A 16,639-nucleotide genomic window follows, 5' to 3' on the forward strand; every position below is an offset into this window, starting at 1 on the left:
CGCGCGGCGGGCGGGGTGGTCCGGCCCCCACGGGGCACGGGCAAGTGCAACAGTTGCCCGCCGACCATTGGCGGGAGGTCGGCATCGACCGGTAGTGTTCGGCATTGCCGAACGACGTCAGCGACGCCGAGGTCGGCAGTCGAAGGGACGGAGGCAGTACGTCGATGGCACGGAACATCCAGTCGCTCGAACGGGCGGCCGCGATGCTGCGCCTGCTCGCGGGCGGCGAGCGGCGGCTCGGCCTGTCGGACATCGCCTCGTCGCTGGGTCTGGCCAAAGGGACCGCCCACGGCATCCTGCGCACTCTCCAGCAGGAGGGCTTCGTCGAGCAGGACGCCGCCTCCGGCCGCTACCAGCTGGGCGCCGAACTGCTGCGCCTGGGCACGACCTACCTGGACGTGCACGAGCTGCGGGCGCGCGCCCTGGTGTGGACGGACGACCTCGCGCGGTCCAGCGGCGAGAGCGTCCACCTCGGCGTGCTGCACCAGCAGGGCGTCCTGATCGTGCACCACGTCTTCCGGCCCGACGACAGCCGGCAGGTCCTGGAGATCGGGGCCATGCAGCCGCTGCACTCCACGGCGCTGGGCAAGGTGCTCTCGGCGTACGACCCGGTGGCGCACAGCGAGGCGCTGGAGGCCGAGCGCAAGGCGTACACGGACCGGACCGTCTGCGAGCCGGACGGGTTCGAACACATCCTGGACATCACGCGCGCGCGTGGCTACGCCTGCGACGTGGAGGAGACCTGGGAGGGCGTCGCGTCCATCGCCGCCCCGATCCACGACCGGCGCCGCATGCCGGTCGGCGCGGTCGGCATCACCGGCGCCGTGGAGCGGCTGTGTCCGGAGGGTGAGCTGCGGCCCGAGCTGGTCGCGGCGGTGCGGGACTGCGCCCGCGCGGTGTCGCGGGACCTGGGCGCCGGGCGGTTCTAGCGAGGAGTCGTGGACAGGGCCGGAACGCCGAACGGCGTTCCGGCCTTCGGCGTTCCCGGACGGCCGCGCCGCGTCCGAAGATCGATAACCCGCGACGATCAATAACGATCGTGTTTTCGATTACAGAGCCCTTGACGCATGCGTGGCGCGGAGCAAGACTCGCGTCCATCGGTCGGCATTGTCGAACACCTACCGGCAATACGCGTTAGAGTGTGACAACGCCAAGGGCCGCCATCGCTCTCACACCGAGGGCGCCAGAACACCCGGAGGGACCCGGGGGTTCGGCTTCCCCTGGACGAAGGACAAAGGAGTCGCGGGTGTCCAGCTCCGACATCTTCATCGGCGAGACCATCGGGACCGCCATACTCATCCTGCTCGGCGGCGGTGTCTGCGCCGCCGTGACGCTCAAGGCCTCCAAGGCGCGCAACGCCGGCTGGGTCGCCATCGCCCTGGGGTGGGGCTTCGCCGTCATGACGGCGGCGTACATCTCGACGCCGCTCTCCGGCGCCCACCTCAACCCGGCCGTGACGGTCGGCATCGCGATCAAGGACAGTGACTGGAGCAACGTCCCGACCTATTTCGCGGGCCAGCTCCTCGGCGCCATGATCGGCGCGGTTCTGGTCTGGATCGCCTACTACGGCCAGTTCCAGGCCCACCTCACCGACCGGGAGATCGTCGGCGGTCCGGGCGCGCAGGACACGACGGCCAAGTCCGTCGAGGCGCAGGAGGGGGGCGCCGGCCCCGTCCTGGGCGTCTTCTCCACCGGCCCGGAGATCCGGCACGTGGTGCAGAACCTCGCCACCGAGATCATCGGCACCTTCGTCCTGCTGCTCGCCATCCTCACCCAGGGACTCAATGACGAGGGCAACGGCCTCGGCGTCCTGGGCGCCCTGATCACCGCGTTCGTGGTGGTCTCGATCGGTCTGTCCCTCGGTGGTCCGACGGGCTACGCGATCAACCCGGTCCGCGACCTCGGTCCGCGCATCGTGCACGCCCTGCTGCCCCTGCCCAACAAGGGCGGCTCGGACTGGGCCTACGCCTGGATCCCGGTCGTCGGTCCGCTGATCGGCGGTGCGATCGCCGGAGGTGTCTACAACGTCGCGTTCGCCTGAGCGGCGATCCGCTCGGCCATCATCCGAGCCGCAGAGCACGCGCCGTACGCACCGCCACCACCCCACGGAACCCCAGGAGCACACTGTGACCGACGCCCACACCGCCGGACCCTTCATCGCCGCGATCGACCAGGGCACGACCTCCTCCCGCTGCATCGTCTTCGACCGCGACGGACGCATCGTCTCCGTCGACCAGAAGGAGCACGAGCAGATCTTCCCCAAGCCGGGCTGGGTCGAGCACAACGCCACCGAGATCTGGACCAACGTCCAGGAGGTCGTCGCCGGCGCGGTCGAGAAGGCCGGCATCACCCGCGACGACATCAAGGCCATCGGCATCACCAACCAGCGCGAGACCACCCTCGTCTGGGACAAGAACACCGGTGAGCCGGTCCACAACGCCATCGTCTGGCAGGACACCCGCACCGACGCCCTGTGCCGCGAGCTCGGCCGCAACGTCGGCCAGGACCGCTTCCGGCGCGAGACCGGCCTCCCCCTCGCCTCCTACTTCGCCGGCCCCAAGGCCCGCTGGCTGCTCGACAACGTCGAGGGTCTGCGCGAGCGCGCCGAGGCGGGCGACCTGCTCTTCGGCACGATGGACACCTGGGTCATCTGGAACCTGACGGGCGGCGTCGACGGCGGCAAGCACGTCACCGACGTCACCAACGCCTCCCGCACCCTGCTGATGAACCTGCACACCATGCAGTGGGACGAGAAGATCGCCGAGTCGATCGGCGTGCCGACGCAGATGCTTCCCGAGATCCGCTCCTCCGCCGAGGTCTACGGCGAGATCAAGGGCGGCAGGCTCGGCGAGCTGCTCGGCGGCATCCCCGTGGCCTCCGCTCTCGGCGACCAGCAGGCGGCCCTGTTCGGCCAGACCTGCTTCTCCGAGGGCGAGACCAAGTCGACGTACGGCACCGGCACCTTCATGGTGATGAACACCGGTGACAAGATCATCAACTCCTACTCGGGCCTGCTGACCACGGTCGGCTACAAGATCGGCGACCAGGACACGGTCTACGCCCTGGAGGGCTCGATCGCCGTCACCGGCTCGCTGGTGCAGTGGATGCGCGACCAGATGGGCCTGATCTCCACCGCCGCCGAGATCGAGACCCTGGCGATGCAGGTCGAGGACAACGGCGGCGCCTACTTCGTCCCGGCCTTCTCCGGCCTGTTCGCCCCGTACTGGCGCTCCGACGCCCGCGGTGTGATCGCCGGCCTGACCCGGTACGTCACCAAGGCGCACCTCGCGCGCGCCGTCCTGGAGGCCACCGCCTGGCAGACGCGGGAGATCGCGGACGCCATGACGAAGGACTCCGGTGTGGAGCTGACCGCCCTCAAGGTCGACGGCGGCATGACCTCCAACAACCTGCTGATGCAGACCCTCGCCGACTTCGTGGACGCCCCCGTGGTGCGCCCGATGGTCGCCGAGACCACCTGCCTCGGCGCCGCCTACGCCGCCGGCCTCGCCGTCGGCTTCTGGAACAGCACCGACGACCTGCGCGCCAACTGGCGGCGGGCCGCCGAGTGGACCCCCCGCATGGACGCGGAGACCCGCGACCGTGAGTACAAGAGCTGGCTCAAGGCCGTCGAGCGGACCATGGGCTGGATCGCCGACGAAGACTGACGAGGAGTAAGAACCCCCATGACCACTCAGTCCACCCTGCAGTCCGTGCCTGCCCTGGGGACGCACCCGGCCTCCGGCTCCAACCCGAGCCGGGCCGAGACCCGGGAGCAGCTCTCCAAGGCGTCGTACGACCTTCTCGTGATCGGCGGCGGCATCCTGGGCATCTCCACCGCCTGGCACGCCGCGCAGTCCGGCCTCAGGGTGGCCGTGGTCGACGCCGGCGACTTCGCCGGCGCCACCTCCTCCGCCTCCTCCAAGCTGCTCCACGGCGGCCTGCGCTACCTGCAGACCGGCGCGGTGAAGCTGGTGGCGGAGAACCACTTCGAGCGCCGTGCGGTCTCCCGGCAGGTGGCCCCCCACCTGGCGAACCCGCTCACCTTCTACCTCCCCGTGTACAAGGGCGGGCCGCACGGCGCGGCGAAGCTCGGTGCCGGTGTGTTCGCGTACTCGGCGCTGTCCGCCTTCGGCGACGGCGTCGGCCACCTGCTCTCCCCGGCCAAGGCCGCGCAGGACGTGCCGGAGTTGCGCACCGACAACCTCAAGGCCGTGGCCGTGTACGGCGACGACCAGATGAACGACGCCCGCATGGCGCTGATGACCGTCCGCGCGGCGGTCGAGTCCGGCGCGGTCGTCCTCAACCACGCCGAGGTCACCGGCCTGCGCTTCACCAAGGGCCGGGTGACCGGCGCCGAGCTGAAGGACCGGCTGAGCGGCGACGAGTTCGGGGTCAGCGCCCGCCTGGTGCTCAACGCCACCGGCCCGTGGGTCGACCACCTGCGCCGCATGGAGGACCCGAACGCGGCCCCCTCCATCCGCCTGTCGAAGGGCGCGCACCTGGTGCTCAAGCGCACCGCGCCCTGGAAGGCCGCGCTGGCCACGCCGATCGACAAGTACCGGATCACCTTCGCCCTCCCCTGGGAGGACATGCTGCTGCTCGGCACGACCGACGAGGAGTTCGAGGGCGACCCGGCGGACGTCGCGGTCAACGACAAGGACATAGCCCAGATCCTCGACGAGGCCGCGTTCTCCATCCGCGACCAGCAGCTCGACCGGGACCTCATCACGTACTCGTTCGCGGGCCTGCGTGTGCTGCCGGGCGGCCCCGGTGACACGGCGAAGGCCAAGCGCGAGACGGTCGTCACGGAGGGCCGGGGCGGCATGCTGTCCGTCGCCGGCGGCAAGTGGACCACGTTCCGTCACATCGGCCGTACGGTCATGAAGAAGCTGGAGGCGTTGCCGGGTCACCCCCTGGGCGACGACTTCGAACCGATCGCCTCGCTGCCGAAGAAGCTGCCGCTGCCCGGTGTCGCCAACCCGCGTGCGGTCGCCCACCGGCTGCTGGTGGACGGCCCGGCGCCCGGCCCGCGCATGGCCGCGGACACCGCCAGGCATCTGGCCACGCACTACGGCTCGCTGGCCTTCGACATCGCCCGGCTCGCGAACGAGAGCCCGGAGCTGGCCGAGCGCGTCCACCCGGACGCCCCGGAGATCTGGGCGCAGGTCGTGTGGGCCCGGGACCACGAGTGGGCCGAGACGGCGGACGACGTGCTGCGCCGGCGGACGACGCTGACGATCCGCGGCCTGGCCACGGACGGCGTCCGTGCGAAGGTCCAGGACCTGCTCGACAAGAAGTAGGCCGCCTCGGCCCTGCCCGGCCGCCGGCTGACGGGAGGCGGTGGCTCCGCGCCGACGGAGCCACCGCCTCTTGTGTGCGCCTCCCTGGCCGCCACGACCCCGATAATGTCGTGAGACATCGGATGTCTGAGCGGCATCCAGCGACACGAGGAGGTCGGCCGTGGCGGTCACCGACGAGGCGATCGAGAAGATCAAAGGCATGATCGTCTCCGGCGCGCTGCGGCCCGGCGACCGACTGCCCAAGGAGAGCGAGCTCGCCGCCGGGCTCGGACTGTCCCGCAACTCCCTGCGCGAGGCCGTACGCGCCCTGTCCCTGATCCGGATCCTGGACGTGCGCCAGGGCGACGGCACCTACGTCACCAGCCTGGATCCGCAGCTCCTGCTGGAGGCCGTCAGCTTCGTCGTCGACTTCCACCGCGACGACACCGTGCTGGAGTTCCTCGCGGTGCGCCGCATCCTGGAGCCGGCCGCGACCGCGATGGCGGCGTCCCGGATCAGCGAACGGGAACTGGACTCGCTCGACGCCCAGTTGGACGCCCTGGGCGGCGAGCCGTCGGTGGAGGAGCTGGTCGCCGGGGACCTGGAGTTCCACCGGGGCATCGTGGGGGCATCCGGCAACTCCGTGCTCTGTTCCCTCCTCGACAGTCTCTCCGGCCCCACCACCCGGGCCCGCGTCTGGCGCGGGCTGACCCAGGAGGACGCGGTCAGCCGCACCCTGCACGAGCACCGCGCGATCCTCGGCGCGCTGCGCGACCGGGACGCGGACGCGGCGCGTTCCTGGGCGACGGTGCACATCGCGTCCGTGGAGCAGTGGCTGCGCTCGGCCCTCTGATCCGGCTCCGATCGGCTCCGATGCGGCTCCGAGCAGCTCCGATGCGGCTCTGATCCGGTCGGGGCGGCGGGTGTCCGGCCGCCGGGAACGGGGCAGTGATCCGTTCATTCCCCCGTGCAAGGGGGCTGCGGGCGGCCCCTCGGCACGCCGTAAGGTTGGGGGGTACGCGAGGGCACGTCGGAAGGAGGCGCTGGGTGATCGAGCTCGAGGGGGTTCCCGAGCTGGTCGACCCGGTCATGGTGGCCGCGTTCGAGGGCTGGAACGACGCCGGCGACGCCGCCTCCACCGCGGTCGCGCATCTCGACAGGGAGTGGAAGGGCGAGGTGTTCGCGGCGCTGGACGCCGAGGACTACTACGATTTCCAGGTCAACCGTCCCACGGTGTTCGTGGAGGACGGCGTCCGCAAGATCACATGGCCGACGACCAGGCTGTCGGTGGTCCGGGTGGGCGGCGACAAGCCGCGCGACCTCGTCCTCGTCCGCGGCATCGAACCGTCCATGCGCTGGCGCTCCTTCTGCAACGAACTGCTCGGCTTCGCCCACGAGCTGGGCGTCGAGCTGGTGGTCGTCCTGGGCGCCCTGCTGGGCGACACCCCCCACACCCGCCCGGTCCCGATCAGCGGGACCACGTCGGACGCCGACCTGGCCCGGCGCATGGACCTGGAGGAGACCAAGTACGAGGGGCCCACGGGCATCGTCGGCATCCTGCAGGAGGCGTGCACGCACGCGGGCGTACCGGCCGTGTCGCTGTGGGCCGCGGTGCCGCACTACGTGTCGCAGCCGCCGAACCCGAAGGCCACGCTGGCCCTCCTGAACCGGCTGGAGGACCTGATCGACGTGCGCATCCCGCTGGGCGAGCTGCCCGAGGACGCGCGCGCCTGGCAGGTGGGCGTGGACCAGCTGGCCGCCGAGGACAGCGAGGTCGCCGAGTACGTCCAGTCGTTGGAGGAGGCCCGGGACACCGCGGAACTGCCGGAGGCGACGGGCGAGGCGATCGCCCGCGAGTTCGAGCGGTATCTGCGGCGCCGGGACGGCACCGCACCGGGCGGACACGCCACGGCGGACGGCGGCGACGGCCCGGCCGGGACGCCCTATCTGCGGGACAACCCCGGTGGCCGGCCCCGCCCGCCCAAGGGGCCGAAGAGCGGCGAGGACGAGGAGTCGTCGGAGGAGTGACCCGGTGACGTCGACGGGGGCGGGGCGGTGGCCCGCCCCCGTCGACGTCCTCAGACCCGGTCCACCGCCACGGCGTCGTACTCGGTGTCCGGCATCGGCTGCTCCACGTCGAAGCGGGCGTTGGGCAGGTAGAGACGGTCGCCCCAGGCCGCGACCGTGGTCGGGATGCGGAAGCGCGGGTCGGTGATGCGGGTGACGACGGTGCCCCTGGTGCCGGCCGCGTTCAGCCGGAACACGTCGATCGCGTTCTGCGACTGCTGGACGGCGTACAGGGTCCTGCCGCACAGCAGGAGTCCGTCGCCGTTGGGGAGCCGGGCCGGGCCGAGGTCGACGGCGCGGGCGGTCCCCGTGCGCGGGTCGACCCGCATGAGGCCGCCCCCGTTCGCGAAGGCGTTGACCAGGAGCAGCGCCTTGCCGTCGGGGGTGCGCTCGATGCCGTTGGCGGTGAAGTCCGGGCCCTGCTCCCAGTCGCCGCTGAGGGGGAGGGTCTCCACGGCGCGGGGCCGGCCGTGCCGGTCGAGGGCCAGCCGGTAGAGCACCGGCTGGAAGGATTCGGTGAACCACGCGGCGCCCGGGGTGAGGATCACGTCGTTCACGAACGTGCCGCCGACGTCGTACACCACCTCGGTCTCGCCCGTGCGGATGTCGACGGTGCGGATCTCGCCGCTGTCACCGCCGCTGACGAAGAGTCTGCCGCGCCGGTCCAGGCGCATGCCCACGGACGGATGTCCGGCACCGAGGCCCCTGGCGACGACCGACCCGCGGCCGGTGGCCAGGGCCGCGCGGTGGATGTCCCCGTTCGCGAGGGAGCCGAAGTAGGCGTACGGAGCCGTGCCGATGGCGATGCCCTCGGGCTGGAAGCCGTCGGGCAGGGGGAAACGCCGGGGCCAGGCGGACGGGGCGGGGTCGTGCCCGGCCGCGTGGGCGGTGCCGCCGAGCAGCGCGGCTCCGGTGAGAGCGGTGCTGCCGGTCAGGAAAGCTCGACGTGCGAAGGAACGATGGGTGGGTGCCATGGTGCGTCCTTCCGCGGGGCCGGCCGACGGCCGGCGGCCAACAGTGGCCCACAGCCCACCACACGGCGGGGGCTTCCGCAGGCATTGTCCGCGGAAGCCCCTCTGCCAGTTCTCCGGTGCCTACAGGGCGACGCCCAGCAGCGCGTCGACGGCGCGGGAGACGACACCGGGTGCGCCGATGTCCGTGCCGCCGCTCTCCTGCTGGAGCGCGGCCCAGCGGTCGACGGCGTCGAGCGCGGCCGGGGAGTCGAGGTCGTTCGCGAGGGCCTCGCGGATCTCCTCGACGAGGGCCTCGGCGGACGGGCCGTCGGGCCGGGACACGGCGGCGCGCCAGCGCTCCAGCCGGGCGACGGCGTCCCGCAGCACCTGGTCCGTCCACTCCCAGTCGGAGCGGTAGTGGTGGGCGAGCAGCGTGAGCCGGATGGCCGCCGGGTCGACGCCGTCGCGCCGCAGCTGCGAGACGAAGACCAGGTTGCCCTTGGACTTGGACATCTTCTCGCCGTCGAGACCGACCATGCCGGCGTGGACGTACGCCTTGGCCATGGGGAACTCGCCGGTGAGCACCTGGGCGTGCGAGGCGCCCATCTCGTGGTGCGGGAAGGCGAGATCGGAGCCGCCGCCCTGGACGTCGAAGCCCATGCCGAGGTGGTCGAGGGCGATCGCCACGCACTCGATGTGCCAGCCGGGGCGTCCGCGGCCGAGGGAGGCACCGTCCCAGCTGGGCTCGCCCTCGCGGGCCGCCATCCACAGCATCGGGTCGAGGGGGTTCTTCTTGCCCGGCCGCTCCGGGTCGCCGCCCCGCTCGGCGGAGAGCAGCCGCATGGCGGCGGCGTCGAGGCGGGAGACCTGGCCGAAGTGCGGGTCGGACTCGACGGAGAAGTAGATGTCGCCCTCGAGTTCGTAGGCGGCGCCGGCGTCGCGCAGCCGCTCGACGAGCGGGACGATCCCGGGTATGGCCTCGACGGCCCCTATGTAGTGCCGCGGCGGCAGCATGCGCAGCGCCGTCATGTCCTCGCGGAAGAGGGCGGTCTCCTTCTCGGCGAGGGCGGTCCAGTCGAGGTTGTCCCGCTCGGCCCGCTCCAGCAGCGGGTCGTCGACGTCGGTGACGTTCTGGACGTAGTGAACCTGCCGCTTGGTGTCGAGCCACACACGCTGTACGAGGTCGAACGCGTTGTAGGTTGCCGCGTGCCCCATGTGGGTGGCGTCGTACGGCGTGATGCCGCAGACGTAGATACGGGCGACGGGACCGGGGGCGAGGGTGACGAGGCCGCCGGTCGCGGTGTCGTGGATCCTCAGGTCGCGGCCCTGACCAGGCAGGGCGGGGACCTCGGAAGCGGGCCAGGCATGCATGCCATGAGCCTAACCGGACGGATGTTCCGTACACGAACCGGACCGGGCCGGATGGCCGGTAAGGCGTTCTTGCGCGATACCGGCCGTTGTGCGGGTCGGACGCCTACACGGGCGGCCAGGGGATGGCCGGCCACTCCCCGCTCGGTTCCGGGTGCTTGCCGGAGGTCAGCAGGGCGTCGACCCGCGCGCGCGTGGCGTCGAGTTCGGCGGGGGTGATGAGCGTGCCGAGCCGGGTCGCCAGGGTCCCGCCGTCCTTCAGTGCCTCCTTGAGGGCGTCGAGCACCGCCAGGGCCTCCCCGGTGAGCGGGTCGCCCGCCCAGCCCCACAGCAGGGTGCGCAGCTTGTTCTCGGCGTGGAAGGTGACGCCGTGGTCGATGCCGTACAGCCGCTCGTCGCCGGCGGGCAGCAGGTGGCTGCCCTTGCGGTCGGCGTTGTTGAGTACGGCGTCCAGGACGGCCAGCCGACGCAGCCGCTCGTCGTCGGCGTGCACGAACAGCGCGGTGCGGCCCTCCTGGACCTCGGCGAAGGCGATCGCCTTCCATCCGGGGCCGGGTTCCTCGTCGTCCACCAGGGCGAGCAGCTCCGACTGGGGCGCCGCCTCGATCCACAGCTGGCACATGCCCTCGCCGTACGGCCCGTCGCGCAGCACGGTGGGCGGTACGAGGCCCCAGCCGGTCGCCTCGGAGACCTCGTACGCCGCGACCTCGCGCTGGGCGAGGGTGCCGTCCGGGAAGTCCCACAGGGGCCGCTCCCCGGCGACCGGCTTGTAGATGCAGGCCGCCTCGCGTCCCTCGTACGCCACCGTGCAGTACAGCGCCGCGTTGGACGCGTCACGGATGCGTCCGCGCACGGTCAGCTCACCCAGCGCGAGCAACTCGGCGGTCGCCGTGTCGGTGGTCACGCTCCGCGGCGGTATCCGTTCTGGCGCGGACATACATGTCCTTCCGGGTCGAGCGGGAGGCTGCACAGCGGGCACGGCGGCCGCCCGGCGTTGACGACGTCCAGGGCGCGCTTGGCGAAGGCCCTGGCCTGCGCGCCGGTGAGCCGGACCCGGAGCATCGGGGGGCCGTTCTCCTCGTCCTGGAGCAGCCGCTCCTCGGCCTCCGCCAGGTCCTCCTCGGACTCGGCGTCCAGCTCCACGAGGGCCTGAGCCTCGACGATCATGCGCTGGTCCTCGCCGTCCCAGGCCAGCGCCATGGTGCCGACCCGGAACTCCTCCTCGACGGGGGTGTCGAGCGGGGCCGTGTCGGCGGGCTCGGTGGGGGCCAGGGCGGGGACGACGGTGCTGCCGCCACTGCGCCGGACGACCTCGTCGAGGAGCTCGTCCATGCGCTCGGCGAGAGCGGCGACCTGGGTCTTCTCCAGGGCCACGCTGGTCACCCGGGAGCCGGCGGAAGCCTGGAGGAAGAACGTACGGCGCCCGGGCAGTCCGACCGTACCGGCCACGAAACGTTCCGGTTGGTCGTAGAGGAACACCTGACGGGACACGTCCTGTCTCCATGAGAAGTCGTAAGAAGCGGAAAGGCGGGGGTCGGGCAGTGCTGCGATCGCTTCACCCTACTGCGGCCGACGATCACGGTGCGCCCGCACCACCACCGACCGGGGCGTCGTCGCCCGTGGGCTCCTCGCGCGGGGCCAGGGCGGCGAAGTCACCGGTGTCGCCGAGGCGGACCAGGTACGGCCGCAGGCGCGTGTAGCGGATCGCCGTGACGGAGCACGGTTCGACGGAGATGCGCTGGAAGAGGTCGAGGTGGAGGCCGATCGCCTCCGCGACGAGGGACTTGATCACGTCGCCGTGGGAGCACATCAGGTACACGGCGTCGGCGCCATGGTCACGCTCCACGCGCGCGTTCCACTCGCGTACCGCCTCGGCGGCGCGGGTCTGCATCGCGCGCATGGACTCGCCGCCGGGGAACGCCGCCGCGGAGGGGTGCGCCTGCACCACTTCCATCAGGGGCTCGTCCTGGAGCTCGGCGAGCTTGCGGCCGGACCAGTCGCCGTAGTGGCACTCCCCGATCCGTTCGTCGGTGTGCGGCCGCAGTCCGGGCCTGGCGTCGAGCAGCGGCCGGATCGTCTCCCGGCAGCGCTGCAGCGGGCTGGTGACGATCTCGGAGAGCGGAAGGCCGGCGAGCCGCCCGGGCAGCGCGGCGGCCTGGGCGGCCCCGCGTTCGTCGAGGGCGACACCGGGCGTCCAGCCGGCGAGCACCCCCTCGGTGTTGGCGGTGGAACGTCCGTGCCTAACCAGGATCAGCGTGGGCATGCGGCCAGGGTAGGCGTACCGTGCGGCGCGAGGGCGCCGGGGCGAGGGGAGAACGCGTTCGGTGATCGTCGACTGTGCCATCTACCGGGACGGGCACCGCGCGGACGGGCCCGAGGACTTCTCCGACGCGCTCGGCGAGGCGCGGACCGCGGGCGGCTTCGTGTGGATCGGTCTGTACGAGCCGACGGCGGAGGAGTTCGACCTGGTCAGCCAGGAGTTCGGACTGCACCCGCTGGCCGTGGAGGACGCCCTGAAGGCGCACCAGCGGCCCAAGCTGGAGGTGTACGAGGACTCGCTCTTCGTCGTCCTCAAGCCGGTGGTGTACGAGCCGGAGAGCGACGCCGTCTCCACCGACGAGCTCATGATCTTCCTGGGTGACGCCTTCGTGGTCGTCGTCCGGCACGGCGGGGGATCCCCGCTGAAGGCCGTACGGCAACGCCTGGAGCACGAACCGGAGCTGCTCGGCAAGGGCCCCACCGCGGTGCTGTACGCGATAGCGGACGCCACCGTCGACCACTATCTGGACGTGGCGGTCGAGCTGCAGAACGACCTGGAGGGGCTGGAGGCCGAGGTCTTCTCACCGGACGGCGGCGGCTCGCGGCACACCGCGTCCCGGATCTACACCTTCAAGCGGCAGGTCCTGGAGTTCCGCCGGGCCACCGGCCCGTTGGCGCCGCCGCTCGCCCGGCTGGCCGGGGTGGGGGCGTACGGCGGCAAAGTGCCGTTCGTGAACGACCGGGCGCTGCCGTTCTTCCGGGACGTGAGCGACCACCTCACGCGCGTGAACGAGTCGGTGGAGGGCCTGGACCGGCTGGTCTCGGACGTCCTGTCGGCGCATCTGGCGCAGACGAGCGTCCGGCAGAACGACGACATGCGGAAGATCTCCGCGTGGGCGGCCATGGCCGCGGTCCCCACGATGATCGCGGGGATCTACGGCATGAACTTCGACCACATGCCGGAGCTGCACTGGGTCGGCGGCTATCCGGCGGTGATCGTGGTGATGGCCGCGCTGGAGGTGCTGCTGTACCGGCTGTTCAAGCGCCGGGGCTGGCTCTAGGAGCCGGATGGCGGGTACGTCAGGCGACCTCCGGGGACACGGCGGCCGGTCCGCCGAGCGCGTCGCGTCGTTCGGGCGTCCGCAGTGTCACCATGCGGCGCCAGCCTCCGAGCCGCTCGTAGGCGTACACCGCGCGGATGCCCGCCGCAAGCAGCGCCGACCTGGTGCGCGACCAGCCGAGGACGCGTCCCATGCGGGCCGTCACCGCGAGGCTGACGTCCCGGTGGACGCGGATCTCGGCGAGGGCGCACTCGCGCAGCGTCCGCCGGATGTACGGGCCGTGTCCGGCGGCGGCGAAGCGCAGCAGTTCCTCGTGGGAGTAGGCGAGGTGGTTGTCCTCGTCGGTGGAGATCATCCGGACGGCCCGGCCCAGGTCCGGGTGGTCCGCGAAGTGCGTGCGGAGCATCGCCATCTGGTCGGCGGCGCGCTGCTCGGTGACCCTGCTGTGTGCGAGGTAGGTGATGATGTCCCGCACCGTGAGGGGCTGCTCGCCCCTGAGCTTCTCGTGCGCGAGTCCGATGCCGTGCCGCTCCAGGAGCATGGTGTAGTCGGTCTCCGGGGGCACCTCGACGGGTTCCAGGCCGCGCTTCTTCAGCAGGGCGTTGAAGATCCGCCCGTGTTTGTCCTCGTCCGCGCCGTGCCGGGTGATCTTGGGGGCGAGGGCGCGCTCGCTCTTCGGCACCAGCGCCGCGATGCGCGCGTTCTCCCAGCCGCCCTGCGACTCGCCGCTGGCCGCGATGGAGCAGAAGAGACGAAACGACTCGTCGTGGTCGAGGATCTCCTGGAACAGACTCCTGGCCGAAAGCATCGGTGGCACCTCTCTGCCTCTGCAGGTGTTCCGCAGGTCCCGCAGGTCCCGCAGGTCCCGCAGGTCCCGCAGGTCCCGCAGGTCCCGCAGGTCCCGCAGACTCCGCTGACTCCACGGAGAACGAGTCAAGTGCGGGTCATGAGGCACGGCAACAGGTGCGGCGGCCGGCTCCGCCGAAAGAAGGAGGGCCGGAAGCCCGGGGAGGCGTAACCACATGTGCGTGGGCGCGTTGTTCCCCGTGACGGCCGTGGCGGGGAAGACCCCCCGAGCCCCCACCACGGCCGCAGAAACCTAGGCCAGTCCGGCGCGTTCCAGGGCCTGCGTGCCGGCCCGGAGCGCGGCGATCCGCTCGTCGAGGGTGAAGCCCGCGGGGGCGAGGGTCAGTGTGGTGACACCCGCCGCGGCGTAGGCCTTCATCCGGTCCGCGATGCGGTCGACGGAACCGAGCAGCGTGGTCTTGTCGATCAGGTCGTGCGGTACGGCGGCCGCGGCGCCCTGCTTGTCGCCCGACAGGTACGCGTCCTGGATCTCGGCGGCCTCCCGCTCGTACCCCATACGCCGGGCGAGCTGGTTGTAGAAGTTCTGCTTGCGGCTTCCCATGCCGCCGACGTAGAGCGCGGTGTAGGGCCGGAAGGTGTCGGCGAGTGTGGTGACGTCCTTGTCGTCGCCGAGGGCGAGCGGCAGGGTCGGGCAGACGTCGAAGCCGTCGAGGGTCTTCCCGGCCTTCTCGCGTCCGGCCCGCAGGTGCCTGACCGCGGTGTCCTCGAGGTGGTCGGCGGAGGGGAAGATCAGCAGGGCGCCGTCGGCGATCTCGCCGGTCTGCTCCAGGTTCTTCGGGCCGATCGCGGCGATGTAGAGCGGGATGTGCTCGCGCTCCGGGTGCACGGTCAGCTTGATCGGCTTGCCCGGACCGCCGGGGAGCGGCAGCGTCCAGTGCTGCCCCTCGTAGGAGAGCCGCTCGCGGGTCATCGCCTTGCGCACGATCTCGACGTACTCGCGGGTGCGGGCCAGCGGCTTGTCGAACTTGACGCCGTACCAGCCCTCGGAGACCTGCGGACCGGAGACGCCGAGGCCCAGGCGGAAGCGGCCCTTGGAGAGGGAGTCCAGGGTGGCCGCCGTCATCGCGGTCATCGCGGGCTGGCGGGCCGGGATCTGGAAGATGGCCGAACCGACGTCGATGCGCTCGGTCTGGGCGGCGACCCAGCTGAGCACGGTGGCCGCGTCGGAGCCGTAGGCCTCGGCTGCCCAGCAGACGGCGTATCCGAGCCGGTCCGCCTCCTGGGCGACGGCCAGGTTGTCCGCGTCCATTCCGGCACCCCAGTAGCCGAGGTTGATACCGAGCTGCATGGCCGATTCCCCTTACCGATCAGTAACGTCCGTTGGCCCGACCTTAGCGCGCCGAAACGGGTTGTCCACAGGCCCCCACAGTGCAAGCCGTGGCCAGTAATGTCGGCGTTCATGGAGCAGAGGTATCTCGGCCGCACCGGCCTGCGCGTGTCCCGCATCGGACTCGGCACCCTGACCTGGGGCCGGGACACCGACGAGCACGACGCCGCGGACCTCTTGAAGACCTTCTGGGAAGCGGGCGGGACCCTCGTCGACACCGCGGACGTCTACGGCGACGGGGAGGCCGAGTACCTCCTCGGCCGGCTCATGGAGGGCCTGGTGCCCCGCCGGGACCTGGTGATCTCGACCAAGGCGGGCAGTGTGCCGGACCCCGACCGCCGCTTCGACGGTTCGCGCGCCCATCTGCTCTCCGCGCTGGACGCCTCACTGGCCCGCCTCGGCACGGACCACGTCGACGTGTGGCACCTCCACGCCTTCGACCCGCACACGCCACTGGAGGAGACGCTGCACGCCCTCGACGTGGCGGTGAGCAGCGGCCGGGCCCGCTACGCGGGAGTGTCCAACTTCTGCGGCTGGCAGCTGGCCAAGGCGGCGACCTGGCAGCTGGCGGCGCCGGGCGTACGGAACCGGGTGGCGAGTGCGCAGATGGAGTACTCGCTGCTCCAGCGGGGCATCGAGCGTGAGGTGCTGCCGGCCGCGCTGGACCTGGGGGTCGGCCTGCTGCCCTCCTCGCCGCTGGGTCGCGGGGTACTGACCGGCAAGTACCGGGGGGACGCGACGCCGTCGGACTCGCGGGGTGCCTCGGAGCACCTGGCCCCGTTCGTCGCCCCCTACCTCGACGACACGGCCGGCCACATCGTGGACGCGGTGGCGACGGCGGCGGACGGGCTCGCGGTGACGCCGCTCCAGGTGGCGCTGGCGTGGGTACGCGACCGGCCCGGCGTGGTCGCACCGATCGTCGGCGCGCGCAACGCGCGGCAGCTCACGGCGGCGTTGTCAGTGGAGACCCTTAGTCTTCCTGACGAGATCTGCCGGGCGCTCGACGACGTGTCGGCGCCCGTGCACCGCTATCCCGATCACGACTGGAGCACGCTGTGAGCACGGAGCCCGAGCCCACCGCTGAGGACACCGCGGACGCCGTGGAGGCCGGGCCCGGGACGCCGGGCGCCGCCGGGGCGGCCGAGCCGGGGGACGCCGGGAGCGAGGCGCCGCCCGGCGCCCGGGGCGGCGATGCCGCGGCGGAGCAGCCGGGACGTGGGAGTGGGGAGGCCACCGGTCCGGCCGGGTCGGCCGGACCGGTCACCGGCGTTCCGGCTGCCGAGGCGGGCCGGCCGACCGACGAGGGCGCGGACGCCGCCGCTCCGGGGGGCGAGGGGAAGGCCGAGCGCCCTGCCGGCGAAGACACGGACGCCGCCGTCACGACGGGCAGCGGCCCGACGGGTGGCGGCGCGGCGGACGACGGTCCGGCGGGGGGCGACAGCGCGGCAGCGGACGACG

At 71.9% G+C, this 16,639-nt stretch carries 15 protein-coding genes; 8 read left to right on the top strand and 7 right to left on the bottom strand.

Features of this window, described 5'->3' with window-relative positions; genetic code table 11:
- The first annotated feature begins 164 nt into the window (after nt 1-164).
- The 6 genes from RM812_RS13825 to RM812_RS13850 all read left to right on the top strand — a co-directional run bounded on the left by RM812_RS13825 (nt 165) and on the right by RM812_RS13850 (nt 7,307).
- On the top strand, nt 165-929 hold the full coding sequence (locus RM812_RS13825; protein WP_311572802.1) for an IclR family transcriptional regulator: 765 nt from the start codon (nt 165-167) through the stop codon (nt 927-929).
- A gap of 317 nt (nt 930-1,246) precedes the next feature.
- Complete coding sequence (locus tag RM812_RS13830; protein ID WP_311572803.1) at nt 1,247-2,041, top strand: MIP/aquaporin family protein; 795 nt, start codon at nt 1,247-1,249, stop codon at nt 2,039-2,041.
- Between the two features lie 85 nt (nt 2,042-2,126).
- Nucleotides 2,127-3,665, top strand: a complete 1,539-nt coding sequence (gene glpK, locus RM812_RS13835; RefSeq protein WP_311572804.1) for a glycerol kinase GlpK — start codon at nt 2,127-2,129, stop codon at nt 3,663-3,665.
- An 18-nt stretch (nt 3,666-3,683) separates the two neighbouring features.
- Nucleotides 3,684-5,300: a glycerol-3-phosphate dehydrogenase/oxidase gene (locus RM812_RS13840; RefSeq protein ID WP_311572805.1), complete on the top strand. Its 1,617-nt coding sequence runs from the start codon at nt 3,684-3,686 to the stop codon at nt 5,298-5,300.
- Nucleotides 5,301-5,460: 160 nt separating this feature from the next.
- The gene (locus tag RM812_RS13845) at nt 5,461-6,132 is read left to right on the top strand and encodes a FadR/GntR family transcriptional regulator (RefSeq protein ID WP_311572806.1); all 672 of its coding nucleotides are present in this window, start codon (nt 5,461-5,463) and stop codon (nt 6,130-6,132) included.
- Between the two features lie 194 nt (nt 6,133-6,326).
- The gene (locus RM812_RS13850) at nt 6,327-7,307 is read left to right on the top strand and encodes a PAC2 family protein (RefSeq protein ID WP_311572807.1); all 981 of its coding nucleotides are present in this window, start codon (nt 6,327-6,329) and stop codon (nt 7,305-7,307) included.
- Between the two features lie 50 nt (nt 7,308-7,357).
- Here RM812_RS13850 and RM812_RS13855 read toward each other — a convergent pair whose 3' ends face one another.
- The 5 genes from RM812_RS13855 to RM812_RS13875 all read right to left on the bottom strand — a co-directional run bounded on the left by RM812_RS13855 (nt 7,358) and on the right by RM812_RS13875 (nt 11,930).
- The gene (locus RM812_RS13855; RefSeq protein WP_311572808.1) at nt 7,358-8,320 is read right to left on the bottom strand and encodes an SMP-30/gluconolactonase/LRE family protein; all 963 of its coding nucleotides are present in this window, start codon (nt 8,318-8,320) and stop codon (nt 7,358-7,360) included.
- Nucleotides 8,321-8,440: 120 nt separating this feature from the next.
- Entirely contained in the window at nt 8,441-9,670 is a 1,230-nt protein-coding gene (mshC, locus tag RM812_RS13860; protein WP_311572809.1) for a cysteine--1-D-myo-inosityl 2-amino-2-deoxy-alpha-D-glucopyranoside ligase, read from the bottom strand.
- A 103-nt stretch (nt 9,671-9,773) separates the two neighbouring features.
- Nucleotides 9,774-10,604, bottom strand: a complete 831-nt coding sequence (locus tag RM812_RS13865; RefSeq protein WP_311572810.1) for an SCO1664 family protein — start codon at nt 10,602-10,604, stop codon at nt 9,774-9,776.
- Nucleotides 10,568-11,158, bottom strand: coding sequence for a DUF3090 domain-containing protein (locus RM812_RS13870; protein WP_311572811.1), 591 nt, complete (start codon nt 11,156-11,158; stop codon nt 10,568-10,570). The genes RM812_RS13865 and RM812_RS13870 overlap by 37 nt, the downstream gene beginning before the upstream one ends.
- Nucleotides 11,159-11,243: 85 nt before the next feature.
- Nucleotides 11,244-11,930 (bottom strand): histidine phosphatase family protein, encoded by a 687-nt coding sequence (locus tag RM812_RS13875; RefSeq protein WP_311572812.1) that lies wholly within the window; start codon nt 11,928-11,930, stop codon nt 11,244-11,246.
- A gap of 61 nt (nt 11,931-11,991) precedes the next feature.
- Between RM812_RS13875 and corA the strand changes: the two genes are divergently transcribed.
- Entirely contained in the window at nt 11,992-12,987 is a 996-nt protein-coding gene (gene corA / locus RM812_RS13880; RefSeq protein WP_311572813.1) for a magnesium/cobalt transporter CorA, read from the top strand.
- 19 nt (nt 12,988-13,006) lie between these two features.
- Here the strand turns inward: corA and RM812_RS13885 are convergent, their stop codons facing one another.
- A complete protein-coding gene (locus RM812_RS13885; protein WP_311572814.1) occupies nt 13,007-13,795 on the bottom strand; it encodes a ferritin-like domain-containing protein in 789 nt (262 codons plus the stop codon).
- 291 nt (nt 13,796-14,086) lie between these two features.
- The gene (locus tag RM812_RS13890) at nt 14,087-15,142 is read right to left on the bottom strand and encodes an LLM class F420-dependent oxidoreductase (RefSeq protein ID WP_311572815.1); all 1,056 of its coding nucleotides are present in this window, start codon (nt 15,140-15,142) and stop codon (nt 14,087-14,089) included.
- Nucleotides 15,143-15,253: 111 nt separating this feature from the next.
- Between RM812_RS13890 and RM812_RS13895 the strand changes: the two genes are divergently transcribed.
- On the top strand, nt 15,254-16,240 hold the full coding sequence (locus tag RM812_RS13895) for an aldo/keto reductase (RefSeq protein ID WP_311572816.1): 987 nt from the start codon (nt 15,254-15,256) through the stop codon (nt 16,238-16,240).
- The last annotated feature ends 399 nt before the right edge of the window (nt 16,241-16,639 follow it).

The sequence above is a fragment of the Streptomyces lancefieldiae genome, assembly GCF_031845825.1.
In the GTDB taxonomy this organism is placed as follows: Bacteria; Actinomycetota; Actinomycetes; order Streptomycetales; family Streptomycetaceae; genus Streptomyces; species Streptomyces lancefieldiae.

Excerpts from the sequence above, each read along its gene's own strand:
- RM812_RS13825 (WP_311572802.1), top strand. The coding sequence starts at position 165 with ATGGCACGGAACATCCAGTCGCTCGAACGGGCGGCCGCGATGCTGCGC.
- mshC (WP_311572809.1), bottom strand. The coding sequence starts at position 9,670 with ATGCATGCCTGGCCCGCTTCCGAGGTCCCCGCCCTGCCTGGTCAGGGC.
- RM812_RS13840 (WP_311572805.1), top strand. The coding sequence starts at position 3,684 with ATGACCACTCAGTCCACCCTGCAGTCCGTGCCTGCCCTGGGGACGCAC.
- RM812_RS13875 (WP_311572812.1), bottom strand. The coding sequence starts at position 11,930 with ATGCCCACGCTGATCCTGGTTAGGCACGGACGTTCCACCGCCAACACC.
- RM812_RS13855 (WP_311572808.1), bottom strand. The coding sequence starts at position 8,320 with ATGGCACCCACCCATCGTTCCTTCGCACGTCGAGCTTTCCTGACCGGC.
- RM812_RS13865 (WP_311572810.1), bottom strand. The coding sequence starts at position 10,604 with ATGTCCGCGCCAGAACGGATACCGCCGCGGAGCGTGACCACCGACACG.
- RM812_RS13885 (WP_311572814.1), bottom strand. The coding sequence starts at position 13,795 with ATGCTTTCGGCCAGGAGTCTGTTCCAGGAGATCCTCGACCACGACGAG.
- RM812_RS13895 (WP_311572816.1), top strand. The coding sequence starts at position 15,254 with ATGGAGCAGAGGTATCTCGGCCGCACCGGCCTGCGCGTGTCCCGCATC.
- RM812_RS13890 (WP_311572815.1), bottom strand. The coding sequence starts at position 15,142 with ATGCAGCTCGGTATCAACCTCGGCTACTGGGGTGCCGGAATGGACGCG.